The 25,081-nt window shown below is 30.3% G+C and carries 22 protein-coding genes; 10 read left to right on the forward strand and 12 right to left on the reverse strand.

The features are described from left to right. From G507_RS17790 to miaB, 10 genes are all read right to left on the reverse strand, one after another. The coding region (locus G507_RS17790; RefSeq protein WP_035666417.1) for a hypothetical protein at positions 1 to 859 on the reverse strand (859 nt) is incomplete at its 3' end. A 20-nt stretch (positions 860 to 879) separates the two neighbouring features. Continuing rightward, entirely contained in the window at positions 880 to 3,252 is a 2,373-nt protein-coding gene (locus tag G507_RS0115465) for a hypothetical protein (protein WP_157496639.1), read from the reverse strand. 81 nt (positions 3,253 to 3,333) lie between these two features. Beyond that, the gene (gene groL / locus G507_RS0115470) at positions 3,334 to 4,959 is read right to left on the reverse strand and encodes a chaperonin GroEL (RefSeq protein WP_026718349.1); all 1,626 of its coding nucleotides are present in this window, start codon (positions 4,957 to 4,959) and stop codon (positions 3,334 to 3,336) included. An 85-nt stretch (positions 4,960 to 5,044) separates the two neighbouring features. Further along, positions 5,045 to 5,320, reverse strand: a complete 276-nt coding sequence (locus G507_RS0115475; protein WP_026718350.1) for a co-chaperone GroES — start codon at positions 5,318 to 5,320, stop codon at positions 5,045 to 5,047. Between the two features lie 136 nt (positions 5,321 to 5,456). Further along, a complete protein-coding gene (gene secG / locus G507_RS0115480) occupies positions 5,457 to 5,807 on the reverse strand; it encodes a preprotein translocase subunit SecG (RefSeq protein ID WP_157496641.1) in 351 nt (116 codons plus the stop codon). Then, positions 5,807 to 6,619: a tetratricopeptide repeat protein gene (locus G507_RS0115485; RefSeq protein WP_026718352.1), complete on the reverse strand. Its 813-nt coding sequence runs from the start codon at positions 6,617 to 6,619 to the stop codon at positions 5,807 to 5,809. Before G507_RS0115485 ends, secG begins: the two co-directional genes overlap by 1 nt. Before the next feature lie 14 nt (positions 6,620 to 6,633). Continuing rightward, the gene (locus G507_RS0115490) at positions 6,634 to 7,137 is read right to left on the reverse strand and encodes an LptE family protein (RefSeq protein WP_026718353.1); all 504 of its coding nucleotides are present in this window, start codon (positions 7,135 to 7,137) and stop codon (positions 6,634 to 6,636) included. A gap of 15 nt (positions 7,138 to 7,152) precedes the next feature. After that, the gene (locus G507_RS0115495) at positions 7,153 to 8,424 is read right to left on the reverse strand and encodes a sigma-54 interaction domain-containing protein (RefSeq protein ID WP_026718354.1); all 1,272 of its coding nucleotides are present in this window, start codon (positions 8,422 to 8,424) and stop codon (positions 7,153 to 7,155) included. 94 nt (positions 8,425 to 8,518) lie between these two features. After that, positions 8,519 to 8,890: a GxxExxY protein gene (locus G507_RS0115500; protein ID WP_026718355.1), complete on the reverse strand. Its 372-nt coding sequence runs from the start codon at positions 8,888 to 8,890 to the stop codon at positions 8,519 to 8,521. Between the two features lie 52 nt (positions 8,891 to 8,942). Then, the gene (gene miaB, locus G507_RS0115505; RefSeq protein ID WP_026718356.1) at positions 8,943 to 10,391 is read right to left on the reverse strand and encodes a tRNA (N6-isopentenyl adenosine(37)-C2)-methylthiotransferase MiaB; all 1,449 of its coding nucleotides are present in this window, start codon (positions 10,389 to 10,391) and stop codon (positions 8,943 to 8,945) included. A 438-nt stretch (positions 10,392 to 10,829) separates the two neighbouring features. Here miaB and topA point away from each other — a divergent pair, with 438 nt between their 5' ends. The 7 genes from topA (at position 10,830) to G507_RS0115540 (ending at position 20,362) form a co-directional block, all read left to right on the forward strand. Then, positions 10,830 to 13,337, forward strand: coding sequence for a type I DNA topoisomerase (topA, locus tag G507_RS0115510; protein WP_026718357.1), 2,508 nt, complete (start codon positions 10,830 to 10,832; stop codon positions 13,335 to 13,337). A gap of 3 nt (positions 13,338 to 13,340) precedes the next feature. Further along, complete coding sequence (locus G507_RS0115515; RefSeq protein ID WP_026718358.1) at positions 13,341 to 14,489, forward strand: formimidoylglutamase; 1,149 nt, start codon at positions 13,341 to 13,343, stop codon at positions 14,487 to 14,489. Between the two features lie 150 nt (positions 14,490 to 14,639). Then, the gene (gene porK / locus G507_RS0115520) at positions 14,640 to 15,998 is read left to right on the forward strand and encodes a T9SS ring complex lipoprotein PorK/GldK (RefSeq protein ID WP_026718359.1); all 1,359 of its coding nucleotides are present in this window, start codon (positions 14,640 to 14,642) and stop codon (positions 15,996 to 15,998) included. A gap of 70 nt (positions 15,999 to 16,068) precedes the next feature. After that, complete coding sequence (gene porL, locus G507_RS0115525; RefSeq protein ID WP_026718360.1) at positions 16,069 to 16,716, forward strand: type IX secretion system motor protein PorL/GldL; 648 nt, start codon at positions 16,069 to 16,071, stop codon at positions 16,714 to 16,716. 56 nt (positions 16,717 to 16,772) lie between these two features. Then, a complete protein-coding gene (gene porM, locus G507_RS0115530) occupies positions 16,773 to 18,305 on the forward strand; it encodes a type IX secretion system motor protein PorM/GldM (protein WP_026718361.1) in 1,533 nt (510 codons plus the stop codon). A gap of 43 nt (positions 18,306 to 18,348) precedes the next feature. Next, positions 18,349 to 19,233: a type IX secretion system ring subunit PorN/GldN gene (gene porN, locus G507_RS0115535; protein ID WP_026718362.1), complete on the forward strand. Its 885-nt coding sequence runs from the start codon at positions 18,349 to 18,351 to the stop codon at positions 19,231 to 19,233. Positions 19,234 to 19,303: 70 nt separating this feature from the next. Next, positions 19,304 to 20,362, forward strand: coding sequence for an NAD(P)/FAD-dependent oxidoreductase (locus G507_RS0115540; protein WP_026718363.1), 1,059 nt, complete (start codon positions 19,304 to 19,306; stop codon positions 20,360 to 20,362). 35 nt (positions 20,363 to 20,397) lie between these two features. On the opposite strand, the gene G507_RS0115545 is transcribed toward G507_RS0115540, so the two are convergent. Continuing rightward, positions 20,398 to 20,799: a DUF983 domain-containing protein gene (locus G507_RS0115545; protein ID WP_035666419.1), complete on the reverse strand. Its 402-nt coding sequence runs from the start codon at positions 20,797 to 20,799 to the stop codon at positions 20,398 to 20,400. Between the two features lie 67 nt (positions 20,800 to 20,866). Here G507_RS0115545 and G507_RS0115550 point away from each other — a divergent pair, with 67 nt between their 5' ends. Next, positions 20,867 to 22,777 carry an ABC-F family ATP-binding cassette domain-containing protein gene (locus G507_RS0115550; RefSeq protein WP_026718365.1) on the forward strand — a complete coding sequence of 637 codons (1,911 nt, stop codon included), beginning with the start codon at positions 20,867 to 20,869 and terminating at the stop codon, positions 22,775 to 22,777. Here G507_RS0115550 and G507_RS0115555 read toward each other — a convergent pair. Next, positions 22,774 to 23,742 (reverse strand): App1 family protein phosphatidate phosphatase, encoded by a 969-nt coding sequence (locus G507_RS0115555; RefSeq protein ID WP_026718366.1) that lies wholly within the window; start codon positions 23,740 to 23,742, stop codon positions 22,774 to 22,776. The two genes, G507_RS0115550 and G507_RS0115555, sit on opposite strands and share 4 nt — an antisense overlap. Before the next feature lie 59 nt (positions 23,743 to 23,801). Here G507_RS0115555 and G507_RS0115560 point away from each other — a divergent pair, with 59 nt between their 5' ends. Together G507_RS0115560 and G507_RS0115565 are read left to right on the forward strand one after the other, a co-directional pair. Next, positions 23,802 to 24,686 (forward strand): diacylglycerol/lipid kinase family protein, encoded by an 885-nt coding sequence (locus G507_RS0115560; protein WP_026718367.1) that lies wholly within the window; start codon positions 23,802 to 23,804, stop codon positions 24,684 to 24,686. A gap of 6 nt (positions 24,687 to 24,692) precedes the next feature. Then, a complete protein-coding gene (locus G507_RS0115565) occupies positions 24,693 to 25,079 on the forward strand; it encodes a DUF4345 domain-containing protein (protein ID WP_026718368.1) in 387 nt (128 codons plus the stop codon). Positions 25,080 to 25,081 lie beyond the last annotated feature (2 nt).

Below are 25,081 nucleotides of genomic sequence, written 5' to 3' on the forward strand. Positions count from 1 at the left end.
ATAAAGTGAATTTTTTGTCTTTATTTTTGTTAAAAGTGAATTTGTTAGTATGTATTTTAATAAATGTTTTCTTTTCATCAGAATAATTATTGACACTTATTGAAACACCTTCGGTTGTTACAAAAGGTAGATTTTTTTCAATATTGCTTGTGTTTTGCTCTACTACAATTTTGTATTGTTCATTTTTTGTTTTTAAAATATCAAACTTTCCATAACCTTGTTCGTTTGTTGCAAATTGATTGATTAAAATGTTTTTTGAATCATAAACTTTAATGTTATTCAATTTTACTCCTTTTCCACTACAGCCTTTTATTTGAACACCAACTGTATTATCACAATCAAATAATAACTTTCCACCTTCAATGCCGAAAGTAATTGACTCGTTGTCTAAGGAGTTGTTATTGCTGGTTTTGGGACTGTCTTTAGTGTTAAATATTTCAATTGGAAAAATTGAAGATTCATCTTCTTCAAAATTATTCATGAAATTTGTGTAAGTGTGAATATAGTATGTTCCAGAAGAATAGGTTTCGTTAAGTTTTATATGGCCGATTATAATTCCATTACTGCATAAAAATAGTTTTGAAACAACTTCGTTTTTGTCACTATCTAAAACTCTAACATAAACATTGGTGGTTGAGTAATTTAATCCGTTTGATTTTTTATCAATTACATAACCTTTAAACCAAATGGTTTCATTGGTTAAGTAAACACTTTTGTTAAAGTGTAAATGAATATTTTCACTTGCTAAACTGTAATAGTCATTTATAGATTTAGTAATTGTTTTGTGTTTGTCTTGTTCTTGAGCATTTGAGGTCAAAAAAAGAAATGTAAAAGCCAGTAGGAAATAGTTTTTGTACATAAGTTATAAAATAAATAGTTTTAGTTTAGTTCGATTTCAATATTTTCATAATAAAAATTACCTTCATTATCAATTCCTTGAACATTAAGTAGTATTGATTTTTGGTCTAAAGTTGGAATTTTAAACTCAAAATCACCATTTTCATCTGTATAAATAGAAGGTATCCAATAAATTGTTCCGTGTTTTCTAAATGATAGATTTGTGTAGCTCATATATTGTGGATTTTTAAAAGAAATTTCTTTTTGGAAACCATTTTTAACTAGAAATGTTTTTGAATTTTTACTAGCTTCTTTTGTAGTGCCAAATCGTTTTTTTGTGTAAATTCTTATTGTACCACTAGCAGCAGTCATGCCTTGTCCGTAACCTCTTTTATTTAAATATATTTCTTCTATGTCTTTAAGGGATAAATTTAGAAGAACTTCAAAAGTGCTTAAAGGAGAACCATCTAAATATATTACTGGAACTAGGGAGCCTTGAAAAGAATTCGCTGTTTTAGCTGCAATAACAACTTTATTGGTTCTTGGGTCGATTTTTACATCAAAACCTTGCGTACTTATGTAGCTTAAAACATCTTGGTATTGTTGTGCAGTTGAATCGTCGATTTTCATACCAGTTGTACCTGTTCTGTTTTCGTAATTTTCAGTATATAAAAACTTCTCGTCAACACTTTCTGTTAAAACAACTTCGTTAAGTTGGTTCGTAGTTTCGACATAAGGATAGTCTGAATTGTATTCTGCTAAAGCAATATATTTATTAGTACTGCATTTAAAAAAATTGTTAGATATAGGTTTTAAAAATTTATTTTCATTATTTGAAACCTTAGTGTTTAAATTAATATTTTCATATTTCGAATTGTTTTTTAATAATGAAATAAAGAAAGAAGTGGAATCAATAGCAACTATGTTTTCAAATTTGAAATTATTTTTGTTATCAAGACTAGTCTGAAGATTTATTCTATTTATGTTTGAGGATAAAAGAACGTTATAGTTTTCTTTGTTTTTAATGTCACCAACTGAAGAGCCTTCGATTGTTAAGCCAATGTCAAAAGGGTATTTAATGGTCGGTTTTTTAGTAACAATGTCTTTCCAGCTATATTTTATGTTATTTTGATTTAATAAAACTAAATCTAATTCAAACTGTTTATTTCGATTAAAATCTTTGAAATAATAAGAGTAATTTTCTATTTTACTTGTTAAGTAATTGTTGAAATTTAGTTGAGATGTGATAGCATTACTTTCAAAGGAAGATGTTGTTTCCTTAGGAAGAATACTAATACTAAAATTTGCTATTTTATTTTTTAAATGACCTTTAATAAGTAAAGAATCATTGTTTATTTTACTTTTTTCTAAAATAATTTTTGAATTGTTTTCTACGTGATTGTAGATTATTCTTTCACAAAATAAATTGTTGTTTTGGTCTACAATTCGAATTATATTTAACCCTTTAAAGAGGTTACTTTTTTCTAAAATGATGTCTTTAGTTGGGTTTTCAAAATAAAAATCAGCTAAAGCTACTTGATTGTTTTTTTGGATAACTAAAGTAAAGTTGACGTCTTTGATTTTTTCAAAAGTGTATGAATTTGTCTTAACTTTTATTAAGAAATTATTATCATCAGAATAATTATTAACACTCATAGTTATACCTTCTGATATAACTAAAGGGAGATTTTTTTCAACTGTAGTTTCATTTTGTTCTACTACTATTTTATATTGTTCGTTTTTAGTTTTTAGGAGATCAAACTTCCCATAACCTTGCTCGTTTGTTGAAAATTGATTGACCATATTGTTCTTTGAATCAAAAACTTTAATGTTGTTTGCTTTAATTCCTTCTCCAGAACAATTTTTAATTTGTACTCCAACAGTATTGTCGCATTGAAATAAAAGCTTATCACCTTCGACAGTAACAATAATTGATTCTTTATCAATTGTATTGTTATTATTAATTGAAGACTTGTCTTTAGTGTTGATTATTTCTATTGGAAAAATTGAAGATTCGTCTTCTTCAAAATTATTCATAAAATTTGTATAGGTATGAATATAATATGTTCCAGAAGTGAATTTATTATCCAGTTTTAAATCACCAATAATAATTCCACTATTGGCTAAAAATAATTTTGAAACAATTTCATTTTTATTTTGATCTAATATTCTTACATAAATATTAGTTGTTTCGTAATTTAAACCATTTGATTTTTTATCAATTATATAACCTTTAAACCAAATAGTTTCATTCGATAAGTAACTACTTTTATTAAAATGCAAATGAATGTTTTCAGTTGCTAAGCTGTAATAATCATTTATAGATTTAATAATAACTTGATGATTGTCTTGTTCTTGAGCATTCGAGGTCAAAAAAAGAAATGCAAAAGCTAGTAGGAAATAATTTTTACACATGGTGATATTTTTTGTATAAATATAAAAAAAATCCGACAAGAAAAACTTATCGGATTAAAATTATTTTGTTTGTATAAAATATTACATCATTCCTGGCATTCCACCACCCATTGGCATAGTAGGAGAGTCTTCTTTAATATCAATTAAAGCACACTCTGTAGTTAGAATCATTCCAGACACTGAAGCAGCATTTTCTAAAGCTACACGGGTTACTTTTTTAGGATCAATAATTCCCGCTTTAAGCATTTGAACGTATTCACCCGTTTTAGCATTGAAACCAAAATCTCCTTTTCCGTCTAATACTTTTGCTATTACTACAGAACCTTCTCCACCTGCATTTTCTACAATTGTTCTTAATGGAGCTTCGATTGCTCTGTTTACAATTTGAATTCCTGTTGCTTCATCAGCATTTTCTGCTTTTAATTTTGATAAAGCCGCTTTTGCTCTAACTAAAGCTACTCCACCACCAGCAACAATTCCTTCTTCAACAGCAGCTCTTGTTGCGTGTAAGGCATCATCAACTCTGTCTTTTTTCTCTTTCATTTCTACTTCAGAAGCAGCACCAACATATAAAACAGCAACACCACCAGCTAATTTAGCTAAACGTTCTTGCAATTTTTCTTTATCATAATCTGAAGTTGTAGTTTCAACTTGAGCTTTTATTTGGTTTACTCTAGCTTTAATGTTTTCTTTAGAACCTGCACCATTTACAATCGTAGTGTTGTCTTTGTCTATTGAAACATTTTCAGCCGTTCCTAACATCTCTAAAGTAGCGTTTTCTAAGGAATAACCACTTTCTTCAGCAATTACAGTTCCACCAGTTAAGATCGCGATGTCTTCTAGCATTGCTTTTCTTCTGTCTCCAAAACCTGGAGCTTTTACAGCAGCAATTTTTAATCCACCTCTTAATTTGTTTACTACTAAAGTTGCTAAGGCTTGGCCATCAACATCTTCAGCAATAATTAATAAAGGTTTACCAGATTGTGCAACTGGTTCAAGAATAGGTAATAACTCTTGTAAGTTTGATATTTTTTTGTCGAATAATAAAATGTAAGGATTATTTAATTCGGCAATCATTTTATCTGCATCTGTAACGAAGTACGGTGATAAATAACCTCTGTCAAATTGCATTCCTTCAACAATATCAACATATGTATCAGTTCCTTTTGCTTCTTCAACAGTGATTACACCTTCTTTTCCAACTTTTTCAAATGCTTGTGCTATTAGTTCACCTATAGTTTCGTCATTATTCGCTGAAATAGATGCTATTTGTTTTATTTTTTCAGATGAATTTCCAACTGTCTGTGATTGTTTGGTTAAATCTTCAACTATTGCTTCAACGGCTTTGTCGATTCCTCTTTTTAAATCCATTGGATTTGCTCCAGCTGCTACGTTTTTCAAACCTTCTTTTACGATTGCTTGCGCTAAAACTGTTGCAGTTGTTGTTCCGTCTCCAGCTAAATCATTAGTTTTTGAAGCTACTTCTTTAACCATTTGAGCTCCCATGTTTTCTAATGGATCAGCTAGTTCAATTTCTTTCGCTACGGTAACACCGTCTTTTGTAATTGTCGGTCCACCAAACGATTTGCTAATAATTACATTTCTTCCTTTTGGTCCTAGTGTTACTTTAACTGCATTTGCTAATGCGTCAACACCTCTTTTTAACCCATCACGTGCATCAATGTCGAATTTAATATCTTTTGCCATTTTATTTTTTTATTTTATCCGTTGACTAAAGCCAAGCGGCAATTTATTAATTTTAATTCTTAATACTTTTGTCTTAATACTCTAATTAAATAATTGCGTAAATTTCCTCTTCTTTCATGATTAGATAATCAATGCCTTCGTACTTTAATTCTGTACCAGCGTATTTACCGTATAGTACTGTATCACCAACTTTTACAGTCATTGTGTAATCTTTTTTGCCGTTTCCAACTGCTACAACTGTTCCTTTTTGAGGTTTTTCTTTTGCAGTGTCTGGAATAATTAATCCTGAAGCGGTTGTAGTTTCTGCAGCCATAGGCTCAATTACTACTCGATCTGAAAGTGGCTTTATGTTTAATGACATATTTTGTGTTTTTAATTTATTAAATGTTCTTTCTTTCTGATTTCAGAAATTATGCCAATGCTATATTTATGCCATTTTTGCCAATAAAAAAAGCCAGCACTGACAGGCTGGCATTTTTTTATAATGTTACTAAAGTTTATTTAGTAGTGTCGTTTGCTTGAGTTGCAGCAGCTGGTTGAGCATTTGTTGCTGGTGTAGTTGGTACTACTGGTGCAGTTATTTCGCTTTCGCTTACGATTTTTGAACCGTTAACACCACCATTTTCAAAACTTAAAGTAGATAAGAAAATTAAAACGATTAATGCTATTCCTAAATACCAAGTACTTTTATCTAAAAAGTCTGTAGTTTTTTGAACACCACCTATTTGTTGTGTACCTCCAAAAGAAGAAGATAATCCTCCACCTTTAGGATTTTGTACCATAATTGCTAATATTAATAGAAAACATACTATTGTAATTGCTATTAAAAAACCTGTAAATCCCATAATTAATTATTTTGTTGTAAATCCTTTATATCTTTTATTCGGTTTGCAAAGAAAATACTTTTTTCTGGATATTTCAAAATTAATATCTCATAAGCTTGAATTGCTTTCTTATATTTCTTTTGTTCCAAGTAAATTCTGGCTAATGTTTCAGTCATTAAATGCGTAGGTTCTTGTATAACCTTTTCAATAATGACAGTGTTTATAGACGTTTCTTTAAGAGGTCCAATTTTTGGATTGCTTTCAATAAACTTGTCTATAATGTCTAATTTTTTCTTTTTTTCTTCTGGAAAATTTTCTTCATTTTCTTCAATTCCTCTTTCAATTGGTGCAAATTTTGTCAATTGTAGCCATTCTGAAAACGAATGTTTTTCTTGAGAATCAAAATGTAAAGGTTTATTTATGTCTAGTTTTTCTTCAATTTCGGATAAAGGCTCTACACTTTTTTCATTAGAAGCTTTAAATTCTTCTACTTCAATATTATTTTGTAACGCTTTTGGATTTAAGATTTCAAAACTTTCCACAAAAATTTCATTTATTTCTTTTTGTTGTTTTTCAATTAAATCTGTATTAACTGTTTTGAAATTTTCAGAAGTTACAAAATCAAATAAAATAGTTCTATCCGTTGTGTGTGCAGCAGTTTTTTTTAATTCAAAATTATATCTATAACTATTTAAGTTGTACAAACCTTTTAAATACAAAGCACGTATGCCTTGAAAATAAGGGTATTGGTTTAAAATAGTTTCCAATGCCATACTTTGATTTTCATCAACAGCATCAGGATTGTTTAATAGATATGTTATTTTACTTATGTTCAATTTGAATTATTTTTTTACCATTTAGCTAATGCTTCATTAAAGATGTCTTGTGTAATTCTATCAAAAATTACGTCTAATGATTTTGTTAATTGTGAACCTGTTAATTGAGCATTTCCATCAAAATCATCATAGAAAGAAAAACGTTTTTCAAAATCGTCTTCTTCTTTGTTTCTGTTGGTATATCTAACATTTATAGAAATTGTCAATCTGTTTTGTGCAGCTGCTTGATCTGCAGTTGCAGTCATTGGAGTAATTCTGTATTCAGTTATTTCTCCTTCAAAAAGTAATTCACCTCCAGTGTTTGTTAGATTTAAATTGGTTTGATTTTGGATTAAATCTTGTAATTTTAAGGTAAAAGTTCTTTCAATTCCTGGTTGAATTAAATCTGCATTATTCGCAAAATAATTTACTTGAAACGTTTTGGCTTCAATAGGTTTTGCACCAGTAAAATTATAAGCACCACAGCCATTCAATAAAATTGAAACAAGAATTAATGTTATATAATATATTTTTTTCATTTTAAAATCTGATTTTTAAAGGTCGTATTGCTTAATTTTTCTATATAAAGTTCTTTCAGAAATCCCTAATTCATCAGCTGCAGCTTTCCTTTTTCCTTTGTTTCTTTCTAAAGATTTTTTAATTAATTCTATTTCTTTTGCTTCTAAACTCAAGGTTTCTTCTTCTTCTATTGCTTCTGCAAAAAGGTAATTTTCGTCATCATCATCATCAATGTCTTCATACTGTTCTTGGTTTTGATGTGTTTTTGAAGGAATCATTTCTAATCTTGGTTCTTCATCAAAAGAAGTTTTGTTTTCTTCGGATTTTCCATAAATTTTCTGAATCAAACCTTTGTTAGCTTCCTGAACGTTAGAATTTCCATTTTTGATTAAGTCAAGCGTGAGTTTTTTTAAATCAGACAAATCACCTTTCATATCAAAAAGTACTTTGTATAAAATTTCTCTTTCGTTACTGAAGTCGTTTTCTGCTTTTTTATCCTTTACTAAAGCGGGTAAATTTGAGCCGCCTTCTGGTAAGTAAGAATGGATTGTTTGTAATGAAATTTCTCTGTTAGTTTCTAAAACTGAAATTTGTTCAGCTATGTTTCTTAACTGACGAATATTTCCATTCCAACGGTATTTTATTAAATATTGAGCCGCATTTTCGTCCAACTTTATTGGTGGCATGTTGTATTTATGAGCAAAATCTGAAGCAAATTTGCGAAATAATAAATGAATATCGTCTTTTCTGTCTCTTAGAGGGGGTAATAATATTTCAACTGTACTTAATCTATAATACAAGTCTTCTCTAAATTTTCCTTTTTCAATAGCTTCAAACATATTTACGTTTGTTGCTGCAACAATTCTAACATTAGTTTTTTGAACCTTTGAAGAGCCTACTTTAATAAATTCACCATTTTCTAAAACACGAAGTAATCTGACTTGTGTTGTTAAAGGTAATTCTCCAACTTCATCTAAAAAAATTGTCCCATTATCAGCAACTTCAAAATAACCATCACGAGCACCTGTTGCTCCAGTAAACGAACCTTTTTCGTGACCAAATAATTCACTATCTATTGTTCCTTCTGGAATTGCCCCGCAGTTTACGGCAATATATTTTCCATGCTTTCTTTGTGAAAGCGAATGGATTATTTTTGGCATACTTTCTTTACCAACACCACTTTCACCAGTTATTAAAACGGATATATCGGTTGGTGCTACTTGGATAGCTTTTTCAATGGCGCGATTCAGTTTTGGATCATTCCCAATAATTTCAAAGCGTTGTTTTATGTTTTGTATGCTTTCCATATTTATGCTGAATTTATTTCAGAATCTTTTTTTTTGCCACGAATTTCACGAATTGGCACTAATTATTTTATTTTACTAATTTTTATTTGAATACTTACAGAACAATCCTTTTATGCTGTAATGTTTTAGGGCTAAAATTTGCTAAAATTCCTAAACCACTTTTTGTGATATTCATATAATTTAAAGTTTGAGAAATATTATCATCAACTAGTGATTTAATTGCTTTAACTTCCAATATAATTTCATCATAAACTACAAAATCTGCATAAAATTTCTTTTGTAATTTTTGACCTTTATAAATAATAACAAATTCTTTTTCTCTTTCGAAAGGAATGTTGTTATTTCTGAATTCAATTTCAAGGGCTTCTTTGTAAACGACCTCTAATAATCCTCCTCCAAGTTCATTGTGAACTTCCATGCATAATCCAATTATTCGATAATATTCATCTTGTTTATATAGACTCATAAAAACAAATTTAAAATTCGTGCTAATTCGTGAAATTCGTGGTTAAAACATCCTACATAAACTCACTATACCCAACTGCATCACCTTTTAAAGTAGCGCCAGTACAATCTTTAATTTTTACAAGAACAAATTCTCCAACTTTATAATTTTCTTTTGGAAAAACAGTCACCATGTTTTCAGAGTTTTTTCCACTCCATTCTTGGTCTGATTTTTTGGATGCTTTTTCAATCAGAACTTCGACAATTTCTCCTACGAATCGTTTTGTTCTTGTTTCACTAATTTTTTGTTGTAAATCAACTATTTCTTGTAATCTTCTTTTCTTAACTTCTTCAGGAACATCATCTTCTAGTTTTCTTGCAGCAAGTGTTCCTGGTCTTTCAGAATAAGAAAACATATAACCAAAATCATATTGAACATATTCCATTAAGCTTAAAGTATCTTTATGATCTTCTTCAGTTTCTGTTGGGAAACCAGCGATTAAATCTTGAGAAATTGTTACGTTTGGAATGATAGCTTTTATTTTATCAACCAATGTCATGTATTCTTCACGCGTATGTTGACGGTTCATTTCTTTTAATATTCGAGTGCTTCCACTTTGAACTGGTAAATGAACATAATTACAAACATTATGATGATTAGCTATTACATGTAAAACCTCTTCGTGCATGTCTTGTGGGTTAGATGTAGAAAATCTAAAGCGCATTTTCGGAAATGCAATAGCACACATTTCAAGCAATTGAGCAAAGTCAACCGAAGTTGCTTTTTCCATTTCAGATGCTTTTACAAAATCTTTCTTCAAGCCTCCACCATACCATAAATAACTATCCACATTTTGACCTAAAAGACAAACTTCTTTAAAGCCTTTATCCCATAAATCTTGAATTTCATGAATAATACTTTGTGGTTCTCTACTGCGTTCTCTTCCTCTTGTGAAAGGGACAACACAAAAGGTGCACATATTATCACAACCACGAGTGATTGAAACAAATGCAGTTACACCATTGCTGTTTAATCTAACGGGAGAAATATCTCCGTAAGTTTCTTCCTTTGATAATATAACATTTATGGCATCTCGACCATCTTCAACTTCTGCTAATAAATTTGGTAAATCTTTGTAAGCATCTGGTCCAACCACTAAATCAACAATTTTTTCTTGTTCTAAAAATTGTTCTTTTAATCGTTCAGCCATACAACCTAGTACTCCAACTTTCATTTTTGGATTTACATCACGTTTTACTGCGTTATATTTTTCTAAACGTTTTCTAATTGTTTGTTCCGCTTTATCTCTAATTGAACATGTGTTCACAAGTACTAAATCTGCTTCTTCCAGAACTTGAGTTGTATCGTAGCCTTGTTCATTAAGAATTGAAGCTACAATTTCACTGTCTGAAAAATTCATAGCACATCCATAACTTTCAATAAAAAGTTTTTTTGAATTTCCTTCTTTTTTATCAATTATCAAGTTAGTTCCTTGCTTGCTTTCGTCTATAACTTTTTCCATAAAATCATTTTCCTTATTATATAGGAAGGCAAAGATAATACTAAAAAATAAAATATGACAAGTTGACAGATTTAGTTTAACACTTTTTTTGTTTTGGGCGTGCCCTTTCAGGTCAGGCTTTCCGTTCCCGCTTCCCGATAAAAATCGGGAGAGCTCCACTACAATCCTTCACGCAGTATCAATATCAATTTCAAAAATCAATTTCAATTAAAGAAATCAATAATTACAATTTGTATTTAATAATTTGTGAAAATTTGTAAAATCTGTGCGAAAATCAATTTCAAACATTAACAAAGTAAAATTATTTCAATTTCTTAAATCTGAGTATTAAAAATCAACTTTGTATCCTTACATTTTTATCACAAATAAATAAAAAAAATCCTCAAAACATCAAAATTTAAAAAAAACACATACTTTTGCGACAAATAAAAAATCAGAATGGCAAAGAATTTAGTAATCGTTGAGTCACCTGCAAAGGCAAAAACAATCGAGAAATTTCTAGGGAAAGATTTTCAAGTGGAATCAAGTTATGGGCATATTGCCGACTTGCCATCAAAGGAAATAGGAGTAGATGTAGAGAATGGTTTTAAACCAAAATATGAAGTTTCTTCCGATAAAAAAGCCCTTGTAAGTAAACTAAAAACACTTGCTAAAAATGCCGACATGGTTTGGTTGGCTTCCGATGAAGACCGAGAAGGAGAAGCTATTTCTTGGCATTTGTCAGAAGAATTAAAGTTAGATAAAAGCAAAACAAAACGTATTGTTTTTCATGAAATTACAAAAACTGCTATTCTAAAAGCTATTGAAAATCCAAGAGATATTAATTATGACTTGGTAAATGCACAACAAGCACGTAGGGTTTTAGATAGATTAGTTGGGTATGAACTTTCACCAGTGCTTTGGAAAAAAGTAAAAGGAGGTTTGTCTGCTGGTCGTGTACAATCTGTTTCTGTTCGATTAATAGTAGAACGTGAAAGAGAAATACAAGAATTTAATTCAGTTGGAACCTATAGTATAACAGCAGAATTCAATACAGAAGCTGGAAAAAGTTTTAAAGCTAAATTGCCTAAAAACTTCAATACAAAACAAGAAGCAGAAGATTTTTTAAAGAAAAATATTGGTACAAATTTCAAAGTCGCAGATTTAGAAACTAAACCAACAAAGAAAACTCCAGCTGCACCTTTCACAACTTCGACTTTGCAACAAGAGGCTGCTCGTAAATTATATTTACCTGTTGGAATCACAATGCAAATTGCTCAACGTTTATATGAAGCCGGTTTAATTACTTATATGAGAACTGACAGTGTTAATCTTTCACAAGATGCTATGAAAGCGGCAGAAGATGAAATTACACGTTCTTATGGTAAAGAATTTAGTAAGCCAAGAAGTTTTACTAATAAAAGTAAAGGAGCACAAGAAGCTCACGAGGCAATTCGTCCAACGGATATGTCACAACATACTGTAAATGTAGAAAGAGATCAAGCTAGATTATACGATTTAATTTGGAAAAGAACTTTAGCTTCACAGATGAGTGATGCGCAATTAGAGCGTACAAATGTAAAAATTGAAGCAAATAACCATAATGAAACTTTTACTGCAAGTGGAGAAGTTATCAAATTCGAAGGATTTCTAAAAGTGTATTTAGAAGGAAATGACGATGATGATGAAGAACAAGATGGATTGCTTCCTGCAATGAAAGTAAATGAAAAACTTACAAATTCTTATATTCAAGCTACAGAGCGTTTTTCTCGTCCACCTGCAAGATATACAGAAGCATCATTGGTTAAGAAATTAGAAGAATTAGGAATCGGACGTCCTTCTACATATGCACCAACTATTTCAACAATTATCAACAGAAATTATGTTGAGAAAGGAAGTTCAGAAGGAGCAGAAAGAAAATATACGCAATTTACTTTATTAAGTAACGAAGTTAAATCAAAAGTACTTACAGAAACGACAGGTTCTGACAAAGGAAAAATGGTTCCAACTGATATTGGTACAATTGTAAATGACTTCTTGGTTAAAAATTTCTCAACTATTTTAGATTATAACTTTACAGCAAAAGTAGAGCAAGATTTTGACGAAATTGCTGAAGGAAATATCGATTGGACAAACATGATGAATGAATTTTATTCGAAATTCCATCCAAATGTTGTTGATGTTGAGGAAAATGCAGATAGAGAAAGTGGAGAACGAATTTTAGGAACTGATCCAAAAACAGGAAAACCAATTTCTGTTCGTTTAGGAAAATTTGGTCCAATGGCTCAAATTGGAGATGCAGAAGATGAAGAAAAACAATTCGCAAGTTTAAGTCCAGATCAAAATATCGGAACCATAAATTTAGAAGATGCTTTAAAATTATTTTTATTGCCTAAAAATTTAGGAACTTATAAAGATGAAGAAGTAGAAGTTAACAATGGCCGCTATGGTCCTTATGTTCGATTTGGAACAATGTTTGTTTCCCTGCCAAAAGGAGAAGATCCCTTAGATGTTACGTTCGATAGGGCAAAAGAATTAATTGCTGAAAAAGAAGAAGCTGATGCTCCAGTTGGGACATATGATGCATTGCCTATTCAAAAAGGTGTTGGTCGTTTTGGTCCTTTTATCAAATGGAATGGATTGTTTATAAATGTGAACAAAAAATATAATTTTGATAAATTATCGCAATCAGACATGAATGAATTGATAAAAGATAAAATTCAAAAAGAGATTGATAAGATAATTCACGATTGGAAAGAAGAAGGAATTCGTGTGGAAAAAGCAAGATGGGGTAGAAGTGTTATCTTGAAAGGGAAAGTTAAAATTGAACTAAGTAAGGATATTGATGCAGCTGCCATGACTTTGGAAGAAGTTAAAGATATGATTGAAAAGAAAGCTCCTGCAAAGAAAAAAGCTCCTGCTAAAAAGAAAGCACCTGCTAAAAAAACTACCGCAAAAAAGAAATAATATATGATGTTTGATTTTTTACAACCTTTATCAGACGATTTAGTTATAGATATTCATAGAGTGTCTAATCAGGCATTAGGTAAAAAAGTTATTTTAAACACAAATCAAGAAACGCCTATATTAAAAGAAGATTCAATTGCATTTATTGGTGTTTTAGATAATAGAGGGTCTAATTCTATATCTAACTTAGAAGATTTAAATGAAGTTAGGTTGCAATTTTATAATTTGTTTCCTGGAAATTGGAACGCGAATATATATGATTTAGGTGATGTTTTGGCGGGAAGTACAGTTGAAGATACTTACTATGTTGTAAAAATAATTTGTGCTGAATTAATTAAAAAAAGAATCATACCAGTTATAATTGGAGGTAGTCAAGATATATCTTATGCCATGTATAGGGCATATGACAATCTAGATCAAATGGTAAATCTTGTTGCTGTTGATAGTAAATTTGATTTCGAAAACATTCAAAATAAAGGTTTAGCTGATTCTTATTTGTCGAAAATGATAGTTGATGAGCCTAATAACCTATTTAATTATTGTAATATCGGTTATCAAACCTATTATAATTCGCAAGAAGAAATAGATTTAATTGAAAAATTATATTTTGATGCTTACAGATTAGGAGAGGTTTCTCATAATACAACTATCGCAGAACCAGTGTTTAGGGACGCTGATGTTGTTAGTATTGATATGATGTCTGTTAAGTCTAGTGATTCAGGAAATAAAAATCCTTTTGTTCCAAACGGTTTTAATGGAAAAGAAATATGTATATTAGCAAGATATTCTGGAATTAGTGATAAGATTTCATCTTTTGGTATATTTAACCATAATAATACAAAAGAAGAATCCGTTTTGATTTCACAAATAATGTGGTATTTTGTAGAAGGTTATCATTACAGGTCTAAAGAATACCCAATAGGAACAAGAGAAAATTTTATAAAATATATTGTTCCAGTTGAAGAAGAAGATCTTATTTTTTATAAAAGTAATTATTCGGAGAGATGGTGGATTGAAATTCCATACACCGATTCGAACAATAAATTAAAGAGAAATACGTTATTACCATGTTCATACGAGGATTATATTCTTGCCACACAGCAAGAGATTCCAAATAGATGGTGGAAAGCGCAAAGAAAAAATTGTATTTAATACAATAATTATTCAATAATAGCGTTAATTGACAATAAATGATGTGTTTTAAAGAAATTTTGTGATTTTTTTAATAAAGTATTGTTTTTGTCAAATAAAATAAATAGGTTTACGCCCTGAAAAAATTAAAAATTTTAACCCAAATTTAATATGAAGAAGTTCATAGTATTTTCGTTGTTTGTTTCAATCCTTGCAAGTTGTGGAGGAAGTGACAAAGGAGAACTTGTAGGAGTTAAAGGAAAAAAATGGCATCCTGAAAAGCCATATGGTATGACATTAGTTCCTGGTGGAGCATTTATCATGGGTAAATCCGATGATGATCCTGCTAACATGCAAGATGCGCCAACTAAAACTGTAACAGTACGTTCTTTCTACATGGATGAAACAGAGATTACAAACTCAGAATACCGTCAATTTATCGAATGGGTAAAGGATTCAACTATAAGAACAAGATTGGCAATATTAGCAGACGAGATGGGTCAAGCACCTGGAAGTGGCGGTATTGGTGAATTTGCTTTTAATGATGCTGATCCAGCAAATATGTCGCCTTACGACAAGTATATGTATGAAAACTATTACAGTATTGGTACGAATGATGACCCATTTGCAGGTAGAAAGTTAAATAAAAAAGCTAAGTTAATTCAAGACCCACAAAGATACCCAGATGAGTATTATGTTGAGGTTATGGATTCAATGTATTTGCCAGCTGCAGAGTCTTACAATGGTTTAAGAACTATGGATGTTGCTAAATTGAAATTTAGATATACAGAAGTTGACTTAAATGAAGCGGTAAAACAAAAAGGAAGAAAATCGTTTTTGAAGAAAACAGAACCAGTTGAAATTTATCCTGATACAACTGTTTGGATTAAAGATTTTGCTTATTCTTACAATGAGCCAATGCATAATGATTATTTCTGGCACCAAGCTTACAGTGATTATCCAGTAGTAGGAGTAACTTGGAAGCAAGCGAAAGCATTTTGTGCTTGGAGAACTTTAAAAAAGAATTCTTATATCAAATCAAAAAAAGGTAGAGATTTAATAAATCAATTTAGATTGCCAATTGAAGCAGAGTGGGAATATGCTGCTCGTGGAGGTATAGAATCTGCAACTTTTCCTTGGGGAGGTCCTTATGCTCATAGCGATAGAGGATGTTTCTTAGCTAACTTTAAACCAAATAGAGGTGATTATGCTGCTGACGGTGCTTTGTATACTGTTGAAGCTAAATCAATGGAGGCTAATAACTTCAACTTGTATAATATGGCTGGAAACGTTTCTGAATGGACAGAGACTTCTTACGATCCAGGTGCTTATGAGTTTGTTTCTACTATGAATCCAAATGTTTCAGATAGAAAAAACCAACGTAAAGTTATTCGTGGTGGTTCGTGGAAAGATGTTGCTTACAACTTGCAAAATGCAACACGTGACTTCGAATATGCAGATTCTGCAAGAAGTTATATCGGTTTCAGAACTGTACAAGATTATATGGGAACTAAAGTTACAGGTCAATAAGAATATTAATCAAACTATATATTAAACTAAACTAAATTAACAAAAAAACTTAACTAAATTTAAAATTATTATGGCTTTATTATCACCAAAAATCATGAATTTCGCCTACGGTATGGGTGCTGCGATTGTAATCATTGGAGCGTTATTCAAAATTGCTCACTTTGAAATTGGACCACTTACAGGAACTGTAATGTTAACAATAGGATTGGTTACAGAAGCGGCAATTTTTGCACTATCTGCTTTTGAAACACCACCACAAGAACTTGATTGGTCTTTAGTTTATCCAGAATTAGCAGGAGGACAAGTTTCTTCTAAAAAAGCAAAACAAGAAAATCCAGCAGAAGCTCAAGGATTGTTATCTCAAAAATTAGACTCTATGTTAAAAGATGCTAAAATTGATGGTGAATTAATGTCTAGCTTAACAAATAGTATTAAAAATTTCGAAGGAGCAGCAAAAAATATTGCACCAACTGTAGATTCAATAGCATCTCAAAAGAAATATAGCGAAGAAATGTCTATGGCAGCTTCTCAATTAGAGTCTTTAAATAGTTTATATAGATTACAATTAGAAAGTGCTAACAGAAATGCTGAAGCTAACAAAGAGATTGCAGATAATGCATCTAAATTAAAAGAGCAAATGCAAAGTATGACTTCTAACATAGCATCATTAAATTCAGTTTATGGTGGAATGTTAACAGCAATGAGTAATAGAGGATAATTGGTTTTATCAATTAAATAAAATTTATTAATTAAAACTAATTAACACAACACAAAATGGCAGGAGGAAAATTAACCCCTAGACAGAAGATGATTAACCTAATGTACTTGGTTTTCATCGCAATGCTAGCAATGAATATGTCAAAAGAAGTGCTTTCAGCATTTGGATTGATGAATGAAAAATTTGAGGCGGCAAACGCTACTTCAACTAGTACAAATGAACAAATGTTAACGGCTCTTGATGCGAAAGCAGTTGAGGCGAAAGGTGAGTTCGAAAAAGCTGCTTTAATTGCTCATAAAGTTGAAGCGGCAACTAAAAAATTCAATTCTTTTGTGGCAACATTAAAAGCTGAAGTTTTAGTAGGTGTTGAGCCAGAAGATGGAAAGTTACCATACGAATCTATGGATAAGGCGGATAACTTAAACAACAGTTGGTTTACAGGTGAAGGGTATACTAAAAGAGGTAATGAAGTTATTGCTGCAATTGAAACCTACAAAACAGAAATGAAAGCTGCTTTAGGTTCAGAAAAGAAATTTCAACCTATATTAAATGAAATTACAACTAAATTTGATTTATCTGAAGTAACTAATAAAGAAGGTTTAAAAATTAAATATTTAGATTATCACTTTAAAGGTTTTCCTGCTATTGCTTCATTAGCAAAATTATCAGCATGGCAAAATGATTCAAATAAAGCTGAGTCAGATGTAATAAGTGTTGCTCTTGGTAAAGCTGCTGTACAAGCTGCTTCTTATAGTAATTATCAAGCTATTGTAGTTTTAGATAAAAATGCTTATTTCCAAGGTGAAAAAGTTACAGGTAAAGTTGTTTTAGGTCGTTATGACGAAAACACTAAACCAGAAAAAGTAACTGGTGCTGTTTTAGATCCAGCAACTGGTCAAGCTAAAATTAATTTAACAGCAGGTGCTGTTGGAGAGCAAAAAATTGGTGGTGAGTTTACTTTCATTGAAGATGGTAAAACAATTCCATTAAAATTTAATGGTACTTATGTTGTAGTTCCACGTCCAAATTCAGCTACTATTTCTGCTGATAAAATGAATGTGGTTTACAGAGGTGTTGAAAACCCTATTACAGTTACCTTTCCTGGAGTTGCTAGTAGTAATGTTACTGCAAGTGCATCTGGAATGTCAGGTGGAAGTAACGGAAAATACATATTAAGACCAAGTTCTGGTACTGAAGTTATAATTACAGCTTCAGCTAAGTTACCTGATGGTTCAACAGTTTCAGACAAAAAAGCATTTAGAATTAAAGGTTTACCAAATCCAACAGGTAAAATTAGAGGTGAAACTGCTGCTAGTGGACAAACTTCAAATTTAGAAGTGAGTACAGTATCTGCTGAACTTGAAGATTTTGATTTCCCTGTTTCTGTTAGTGTAACTGAGTTTACTATAAAAGTACCAGGAGAAGCTACTATTAAAGTTAGTGGAAATAGAATGGACGGAAGAGCTAAAGCTGCTATTAGAAAAGCTAAGCGTGGTGATGTTGTAGTGATTAGTAATATTAAAGCAACATTTACAGGTATTGGTCAAATACCAAAAGCTACATCAACTTGTACATACGAAATACAATAATTTTACAATATTTGAGTTTTATTAAAAACTAATATTTTATATAATGAATTACAAAAATTTATTTTTAGCATTATTAACATTTGGTACGATGACAGTTTCGGCTCAGTCTAACCTTTTAAATGCTAAAACTCCAGATCAGATAGGTAAGAAATCAGATGCTCAAATGAATTCTGATAATGATAAACCGCTACCTTATGGATATGTAGACGATAGAGACGTTTTGTTTGGAAAAACAGTATGGGAAATTATTGATCTTGATGAAAGAGTAAATTTTCCTATGTATTATCCTATTGATGAGTCTTTAGGTGATAACAGAAAATCATTATATAGCGTTTTAGTTTCAGGAATTCGTGATGGAAAGATAACAGAGGTTTATGACTCAAGTTATTTTACTACCAAAAAAACTCTTAAAGACATCGAAGCTTCTTTGGTTAAAATTGACACAACAGATGTTGGAATTGATCAGATAAATGCTGGTCAAACTTTATCTGATGAATATATCAAAAGAACTGAACTTAAAGCTATTGATGTTGATGGTTACAGAATTGTTGGAAGATGGTACTTTGACAAAAGACAAGGAGAATTAAAATACCGTATGTTAGGTATTTGCCCAATTATCCCAGATGTTTATACTATGGGTCAAGAAGAAAAAGATTATATCGATTTATTTTGGGTATTTTTCCCTTCTGTTAGAGACGTTTTACATGAAAACTATGCTTTCAATGGTATTAATTCTTCTGCTCCAATTTCATTTGACCATTTGTTAAATGCACGTAGATTTAGTGCTACTATTTATCAAGAAGAAAATGTACAAGGAGATAGAAAAATTAGTGAGTACATGAAAGAAAATGCTCAAATGCAATTATTAGAATCAGAAAGAATAAAAGAAAAAATTAGAAACTTCGAACAAGATATGTGGAGTTACTAAATTCATTTAAACTTTAAATTATATAAAAACTCTTACCATTTATTTGGTAAGAGTTTTTTACTTTTACACCATGATAGATTTTATTATAGTAGGGAATGGTTTAGCCGGAATTTGTTTTACAGAAATTGCAATTCAAAACAATAAATCTGTTTATGTTTTTGATGATAATTCTCAGCCTTCTTCAAAAATTGCTGGTGGATTATATAATCCTGTAGTTTTAAAAAGATTTAGTGAAGTCTGGAAAGCTAAAGAACAATTAGAAATTGCTTTCCCTCTATATAAATCAATGGAAGAAAAACTAAGTTTTACATTTGATTATAAAATTCCAATTTATAGAAGATTAGCCTCAATTGAAGAGCAAAATAACTGGTTTCAAGCCGCTGATAAGCCCAATTTATCCGCTTTTTTGTCACCAAACTTGGTAACTGACAAATTGCAAAATATTGTGTCTTCTTTCGGTTTTGGGGAAGTATTAGAAACTGGTTATTTAGACATTGCTTCTCTAATAAAACATTATTCGGATTATCTGTCCAAGTTAAATCTGTACTCTTCTGAAAGATTTGATTATGATAAAATAAAATTTAAAGATGATTTTGTTGAGTATAAAGATATTCAAGCAAAACACATCATTTTTGCAGAAGGCTTTGGACTACATTCTAATCCATTTTTTAGTAACTTACCATTAGACGGCACAAAAGGTGAATTACTTATCATTAAAGCGCCTAATTTAAAGTTAGAAGTTGTAGTGAAATCAAATATTTTCATTTTTCCTATAGGAGAAGATTTATATAAAGTAGGAGCAACTTACGATTGGAAAGACAAAACAAACAATCCAACCGAAGAAGGTAAAAATGAATTAGTAGAAAACCTAAAAGATTTAATTACTTGCGATTTTGAAATTATTAAACATTTTGCAGGTGTTAGGCCAACCGTTAAAGACAGAAGACCTTTAGTGGGTTCTCACCACAACTATAAAAGTGTACATGTTTTAAATGGTTTAGGTACAAGGGGCGTAATGCTTGCGCCATATTTATCAACACAATTATTCAAAAATATAATTGATAATGTCCCATTAGCAAACGAAATAAATATTCAAAGAATCTATAAAAAAATGAATATTAACTTCTAATATATCTTTCATCTTTCAGAGAAGCGGTCTTTTATCTATTTTCTTTCATCTATTTTCTTTTCCTTCCAATCTTTATCATACGAAATAAACATGTTAATCCAGATGTTTCGTGCTAATCGCATATTTATGGGCATTAACACTATCAAAGTAATCACAATTGCTATAAAAGCCGTTATAATTGTACTGCTAAAAAAAACATAAGATATTATAAATGCAGCTACCGAAAACGCGACACCTAAGCCGTAACTAACATACATTGCCCCATAAAAAAAAGAAGGTTCAAGATTGTATTTTAAATTACAATGACTGCATTTTTCGTGCATTTTGTAAATATTTCTTAAATTGAATGGGTTTTTGTCCAAATACATACTTTCTTCAGAACATTTTGGACAACTTCCTGTTAAAATACTATTTAGTTTGGATCCTTTTTTTAACATTTGCAAAAATTTTATTCAAAGATACGATAAGAAGGGATTATCTTTGTAACAATTGTAACAATATATAATGCTAAACATACACAATTTATCGGTTTCCTTTGGTGGAACATTTTTATTTGAAGAAGTCACTTTTAGATTAGGTGCAGGAGATAGAGTAGGACTTGTCGGAAAAAATGGTGCAGGAAAATCAACTATGTTAAAAATTTTAGCAGGTGATTTTAAACCAGATTCTGGTGTAATCGCAACCGAAAAAGAAGTTAAAATGGGTTTTCTTCGTCAAGATATTGATTTTGAAGAAGGAAGAACAGTTCTGGAAGAAGCTTATCAGGCTTTTGAAGAAATTAAAAAAACTGAATTCCGTATTGATGAAATAAATCATCAATTATTGACTAGAACAGATTATGAAAGTCAAGGTTATTCCGAATTAATTGAAGAATTAAGTGATTTGACACATCTATATGAAATCTTAGGTGGATATAATTATGTTGGAAATACTGAAAAAATACTTTTAGGTTTAGGTTTCAAACGGGAAGATTTCAATAATCTTACGTCTACTTTTTCAGGTGGATGGAGAATGCGTATTGAATTAGCTAAACTTTTACTTCAAACTAACGATATTTTATTATTAGATGAGCCAACCAATCACTTGGATATTGAAAGTATTATTTGGTTAGAAGGTTTTTTAAGAAATTTTGCTGGAGTTGTTGTTATTGTTTCGCATGATAAAATGTTTTTAGATAACGTTACAAACCGAACCATAGAAATTTCATTAGGAAAAGCATACGATTTTAATAAACCTTATTCGCAATATCTTGAGCTACGTCACGAAATTCGTGAAAAGCAATTGGCTACACAAAAAAATCAATCTAAAAAGATTGAGGAAACAGAAAAGTTAATTGAAAAATTTAGAGCAAAAGCTTCTAAAGCATCAATGGCACAATCGCTAATCAAAAAACTTGATAAAGTAGAGCGAATTGAAGTTGATGAAGACGATAATTCAGTAATGAATATCTCATTTCCAGTTTCGCAAGTTCCAGGAAGAGTTGTGATTGAGGCCGAAAATGTTACTAAAGCTTATGGTGATAAAACGATTCTAAAAGACATTTCATTATTAGTGGAACGTGGAAGTAAAATCGCTTTCGTGGGTCAAAATGGTCAAGGAAAATCGACTTTCATTAAAGCAATTGTTAACGAATTCAAATATGAAGGAACAATTAAACTAGGTCACAATGTGCAGTTAGGTTATTTTGCTCAAAATCAAGCGGAATATTTAGATGGTGAAATTACATTATTAAGAACAATGGAAGACGCTGCAACTGATACCAATCGTGCTAAAGTTCGTGACATGTTAGGTTCGTTTTTATTTGGTGGAGATGATGTAGAAAAGAAAGTAAAAGTGCTTTCTGGTGGTGAACGAAATCGTTTGGCTTTATGTAAATTATTGTTACAGCCTATCAATGTCTTGGTAATGGATGAGCCAACAAATCACCTAGACATAAAATCTAAAAATGTTTTAAAAGCAGCCTTACAAAAATTTGAAGGAACGTTACTTTTGGTTTCTCACGATAGAGATTTCTTGCAAGGAATGTCTAACTTAGTTTACGAATTCAAAGATCAAAAAATCAAAGAATATTTAGGTGATATTAACTATTTCTTAGAACAACGCAACATGGAAAATATGCGTGAAGTCGAAAAAAAGGATGTTGCCAAAAAAGAAGAGCCAAAAACCAATAATAAAGTTTCTTACGAAGATCAAAAGAAAGGTAAATCGCTTCAAAACCGTCTAAGTAAAATTGAAAGTCAAATCAAAGAGTTAGAAATTAACATTCAAAAAGACGATAAAGAATTGGCTTCTAATTATAATAAGTTAATCGAAAATGCTGCATTTTTCATGGCTTACGAAAAAAAGAAAAAAGAACTAGATAAACTTTTAGAAGATTGGGAAATTGTTCAAGCAGATATTGATAAAATGAATTAATCAACCAAACCAATTTTTTTTGAATGTCGAATAGCTTCTTGACTAGATTCGAAATAACAAGTTTCAACCTCTAAACTAGTTATGTTTTTCATTATCTGAAGGGTTTTGCTTTTTTTTGAATTTCCAACTTGTCTAATGTAAACTGCTTTTATATGTAAAGGAAAAATTTTACATATAGATTCATATAGTTTTGGATCTTGTTGCGAATCATCACCTAATAATACGTACTTCAAGTCAGGATAAAACTCTAAAACATGTTTGATTTTATCAAATTTATGGTTGTGGCTTCCTCTTCCTGTAAAGAATAATTGTGTTAAACTCGTTTTGATGTTTTTTAAGAGCAAAACAGCTTTAGGTAAATCATGAATTCTTGCAAATTGAGTAATTAATCCATATAAATTCCATTCGCTACTAGATACATAAAAGAAGGCGTTTTCTTCTTCTTTATCAGCTCTACCTGCAGTTTGTAAAACTTTATAATGTGACACAACGTCTTCATAAATTTTTCGATTGTTCACATTTTTAAAAAGTAAAACATAAATCTTTTTTAAAGGATTTCTTGTGTGTGAAATTAAAAAAGTATCATCTATATCAGATATAAAACCAAATTTTCCGACAGTTGGTCTAATGTAAGTAGAACTAGCTTTGATTACTTTTTCATTATGCTTGATAAAAACACTGTACTTAATCCAGCCAAAATCTGCTTTGTTTTTTAAAGGAATACAAAACTTAAAATATCCGTCTTCTAAGGTTTTTGAATGAATTGTTTTTCCATTTATTTCTAAATAAACATCTTCATTTGATTTTGTTTTCAATTGAAAAAGCTTAATTATTGATCTAGCATTTTTAAAATTTTTCTTCTGAAAATCATAATCAGTCTGATTTGTAGGTTTAAAAACGTGACCCATAATGATTAATTCTTGGTCATTTGCGTAGCCACGATATAATTTCAACAAAGGTTCCATTAATTTTTATACATTTGAGTTTAGGTTTCACAAATTACAAATTATTTATTATACTTTTTATGACAGCAAAAAAGATATATATTTTAGTTATAAATCCAATTTCTGGAGATTTAGATAAAACTGAAATTTCTGAAAAAACCATTGCGTTTGCAAATGATTTGGCGATTGAAATTATTGTTTATGAAACTACTGGAACAAATGATGAAAGTGAAATTAATAAATTATTCTTAGCGATCAAACCAGAAAGAATAATTATAGCTGGTGGTGATGGTACCATAAAAATGGTTGGAGAAGCATTGGAAAAAGAAGATATAATTTTTGGAATAATTCCAGCTGGTTCTGCAAATGGCTTAGCTATTGATTTAAATTTGCCAACAACTTTAGAAGAAAGTATAAAAGTTGCCTTTCAAAAAGACTTTATTGAGATAGATATGGTCGAAATAAACAATAAAAAAAGCCTTCATTTAAGTGATATTGGATTAAATGCTCTGCTTATAAAGAATTATGAAAATGGTACAATGAGAGGAAAATTAGGCTATGCTTTAAAAGTTCTTCCAACTTTGAGTGAGTCAGAAGTGCCTTTTAAGGCTGTTATTGAATTTGATGATAAAACAATTGAATGTGTGTCGCAAATGATTGTTATTGCCAATTCTCAAAAGTATGGAACAGGTGTAACTATAAATCCTAATGGATTAATAAATGATGGTAAATTCGAAATTATTGTAATTAAGACGCTTGATTTATTTACAATCGGTAAAATTATTACAGGTAATATGACTGATGACTCTGAAGAAATTGATACTTATTGTACTAGTAAAGCAACAATAACAACTTCAAGAAAAGTTAGTTTTCAAAGCGATGGAGAATATTATGGAGAAGAAAATAAATTAGATATTACAATATTACCAAACCATATGAAAATAGCAGTTTCAAATAAAATTTGATAATATATGATTACTTCTAAAAACATTCATCTTTTGATTTCATCATTAATAGTAATTCCAACAGGGATACTTTATGGTTTTAAATCCGATTTGCAGTTTGAATTGTATCCAAAAACTATTGACGAATTTAATTTTTACAAAGCTATTATGGGTTTGTATTTAGGGTTTTCAATGCTTTGGATTTACGGAATTTTAAAACCACAAATTTTAAAAACGGCAATAATAACTAATATTGTTTTTATGTTAGGTTTAGGACTTGGCAGAACCATAAGTATGTTTTCAGATGGCATTCCAACATTTGGCTATAAATTTGGAGTTTTAGCTGAGTTGTTTCTAGGCTTTTATGGGATTTGGATTTTAAGCAAGATTGATAATACTAAAAAACAGGAATAGAT

The sequence above is a fragment of the Flavobacterium gelidilacus DSM 15343 genome (genome assembly GCF_000422685.1).
Lineage (GTDB): Bacteria > Bacteroidota > Bacteroidia > Flavobacteriales > Flavobacteriaceae > Flavobacterium > Flavobacterium gelidilacus.

What these genes read in the sequence shown, in the direction of transcription:
- G507_RS0115495 (WP_026718354.1), bottom strand. Translation starts at nt 8,424, where the DNA reads ATGGAAAGCATACAAAACATAAAACAACGCTTTGAAATTATTGGGAAT.
- G507_RS0115515 (WP_026718358.1), top strand. Translation starts at nt 13,341, where the DNA reads ATGATGTTTGATTTTTTACAACCTTTATCAGACGATTTAGTTATAGAT.
- G507_RS0115555 (WP_026718366.1), bottom strand. Translation starts at nt 23,742, where the DNA reads ATGGAACCTTTGTTGAAATTATATCGTGGCTACGCAAATGACCAAGAA.
- G507_RS0115475 (WP_026718350.1), bottom strand. Translation starts at nt 5,320, where the DNA reads ATGTCATTAAACATAAAGCCACTTTCAGATCGAGTAGTAATTGAGCCT.
- G507_RS0115500 (WP_026718355.1), bottom strand. Translation starts at nt 8,890, where the DNA reads ATGAGTCTATATAAACAAGATGAATATTATCGAATAATTGGATTATGC.
- porL (WP_026718360.1), top strand. Translation starts at nt 16,069, where the DNA reads ATGGCTTTATTATCACCAAAAATCATGAATTTCGCCTACGGTATGGGT.
- G507_RS0115560 (WP_026718367.1), top strand. Translation starts at nt 23,802, where the DNA reads ATGACAGCAAAAAAGATATATATTTTAGTTATAAATCCAATTTCTGGA.
- G507_RS0115465 (WP_157496639.1), bottom strand. Translation starts at nt 3,252, where the DNA reads ATGTGTAAAAATTATTTCCTACTAGCTTTTGCATTTCTTTTTTTGACC.
- topA (WP_026718357.1), top strand. Translation starts at nt 10,830, where the DNA reads ATGGCAAAGAATTTAGTAATCGTTGAGTCACCTGCAAAGGCAAAAACA.
- G507_RS0115540 (WP_026718363.1), top strand. Translation starts at nt 19,304, where the DNA reads ATGATAGATTTTATTATAGTAGGGAATGGTTTAGCCGGAATTTGTTTT.
- miaB (WP_026718356.1), bottom strand. Translation starts at nt 10,391, where the DNA reads ATGGAAAAAGTTATAGACGAAAGCAAGCAAGGAACTAACTTGATAATT.
- porM (WP_026718361.1), top strand. Translation starts at nt 16,773, where the DNA reads ATGGCAGGAGGAAAATTAACCCCTAGACAGAAGATGATTAACCTAATG.
- groL (WP_026718349.1), bottom strand. Translation starts at nt 4,959, where the DNA reads ATGGCAAAAGATATTAAATTCGACATTGATGCACGTGATGGGTTAAAA.
- G507_RS0115550 (WP_026718365.1), top strand. Translation starts at nt 20,867, where the DNA reads ATGCTAAACATACACAATTTATCGGTTTCCTTTGGTGGAACATTTTTA.
- porK (WP_026718359.1), top strand. Translation starts at nt 14,640, where the DNA reads ATGAAGAAGTTCATAGTATTTTCGTTGTTTGTTTCAATCCTTGCAAGT.
- G507_RS0115565 (WP_026718368.1), top strand. Translation starts at nt 24,693, where the DNA reads ATGATTACTTCTAAAAACATTCATCTTTTGATTTCATCATTAATAGTA.
- porN (WP_026718362.1), top strand. Translation starts at nt 18,349, where the DNA reads ATGAATTACAAAAATTTATTTTTAGCATTATTAACATTTGGTACGATG.
- G507_RS0115490 (WP_026718353.1), bottom strand. Translation starts at nt 7,137, where the DNA reads ATGAAAAAAATATATTATATAACATTAATTCTTGTTTCAATTTTATTG.
- G507_RS0115545 (WP_035666419.1), bottom strand. Translation starts at nt 20,799, where the DNA reads ATGTTAAAAAAAGGATCCAAACTAAATAGTATTTTAACAGGAAGTTGT.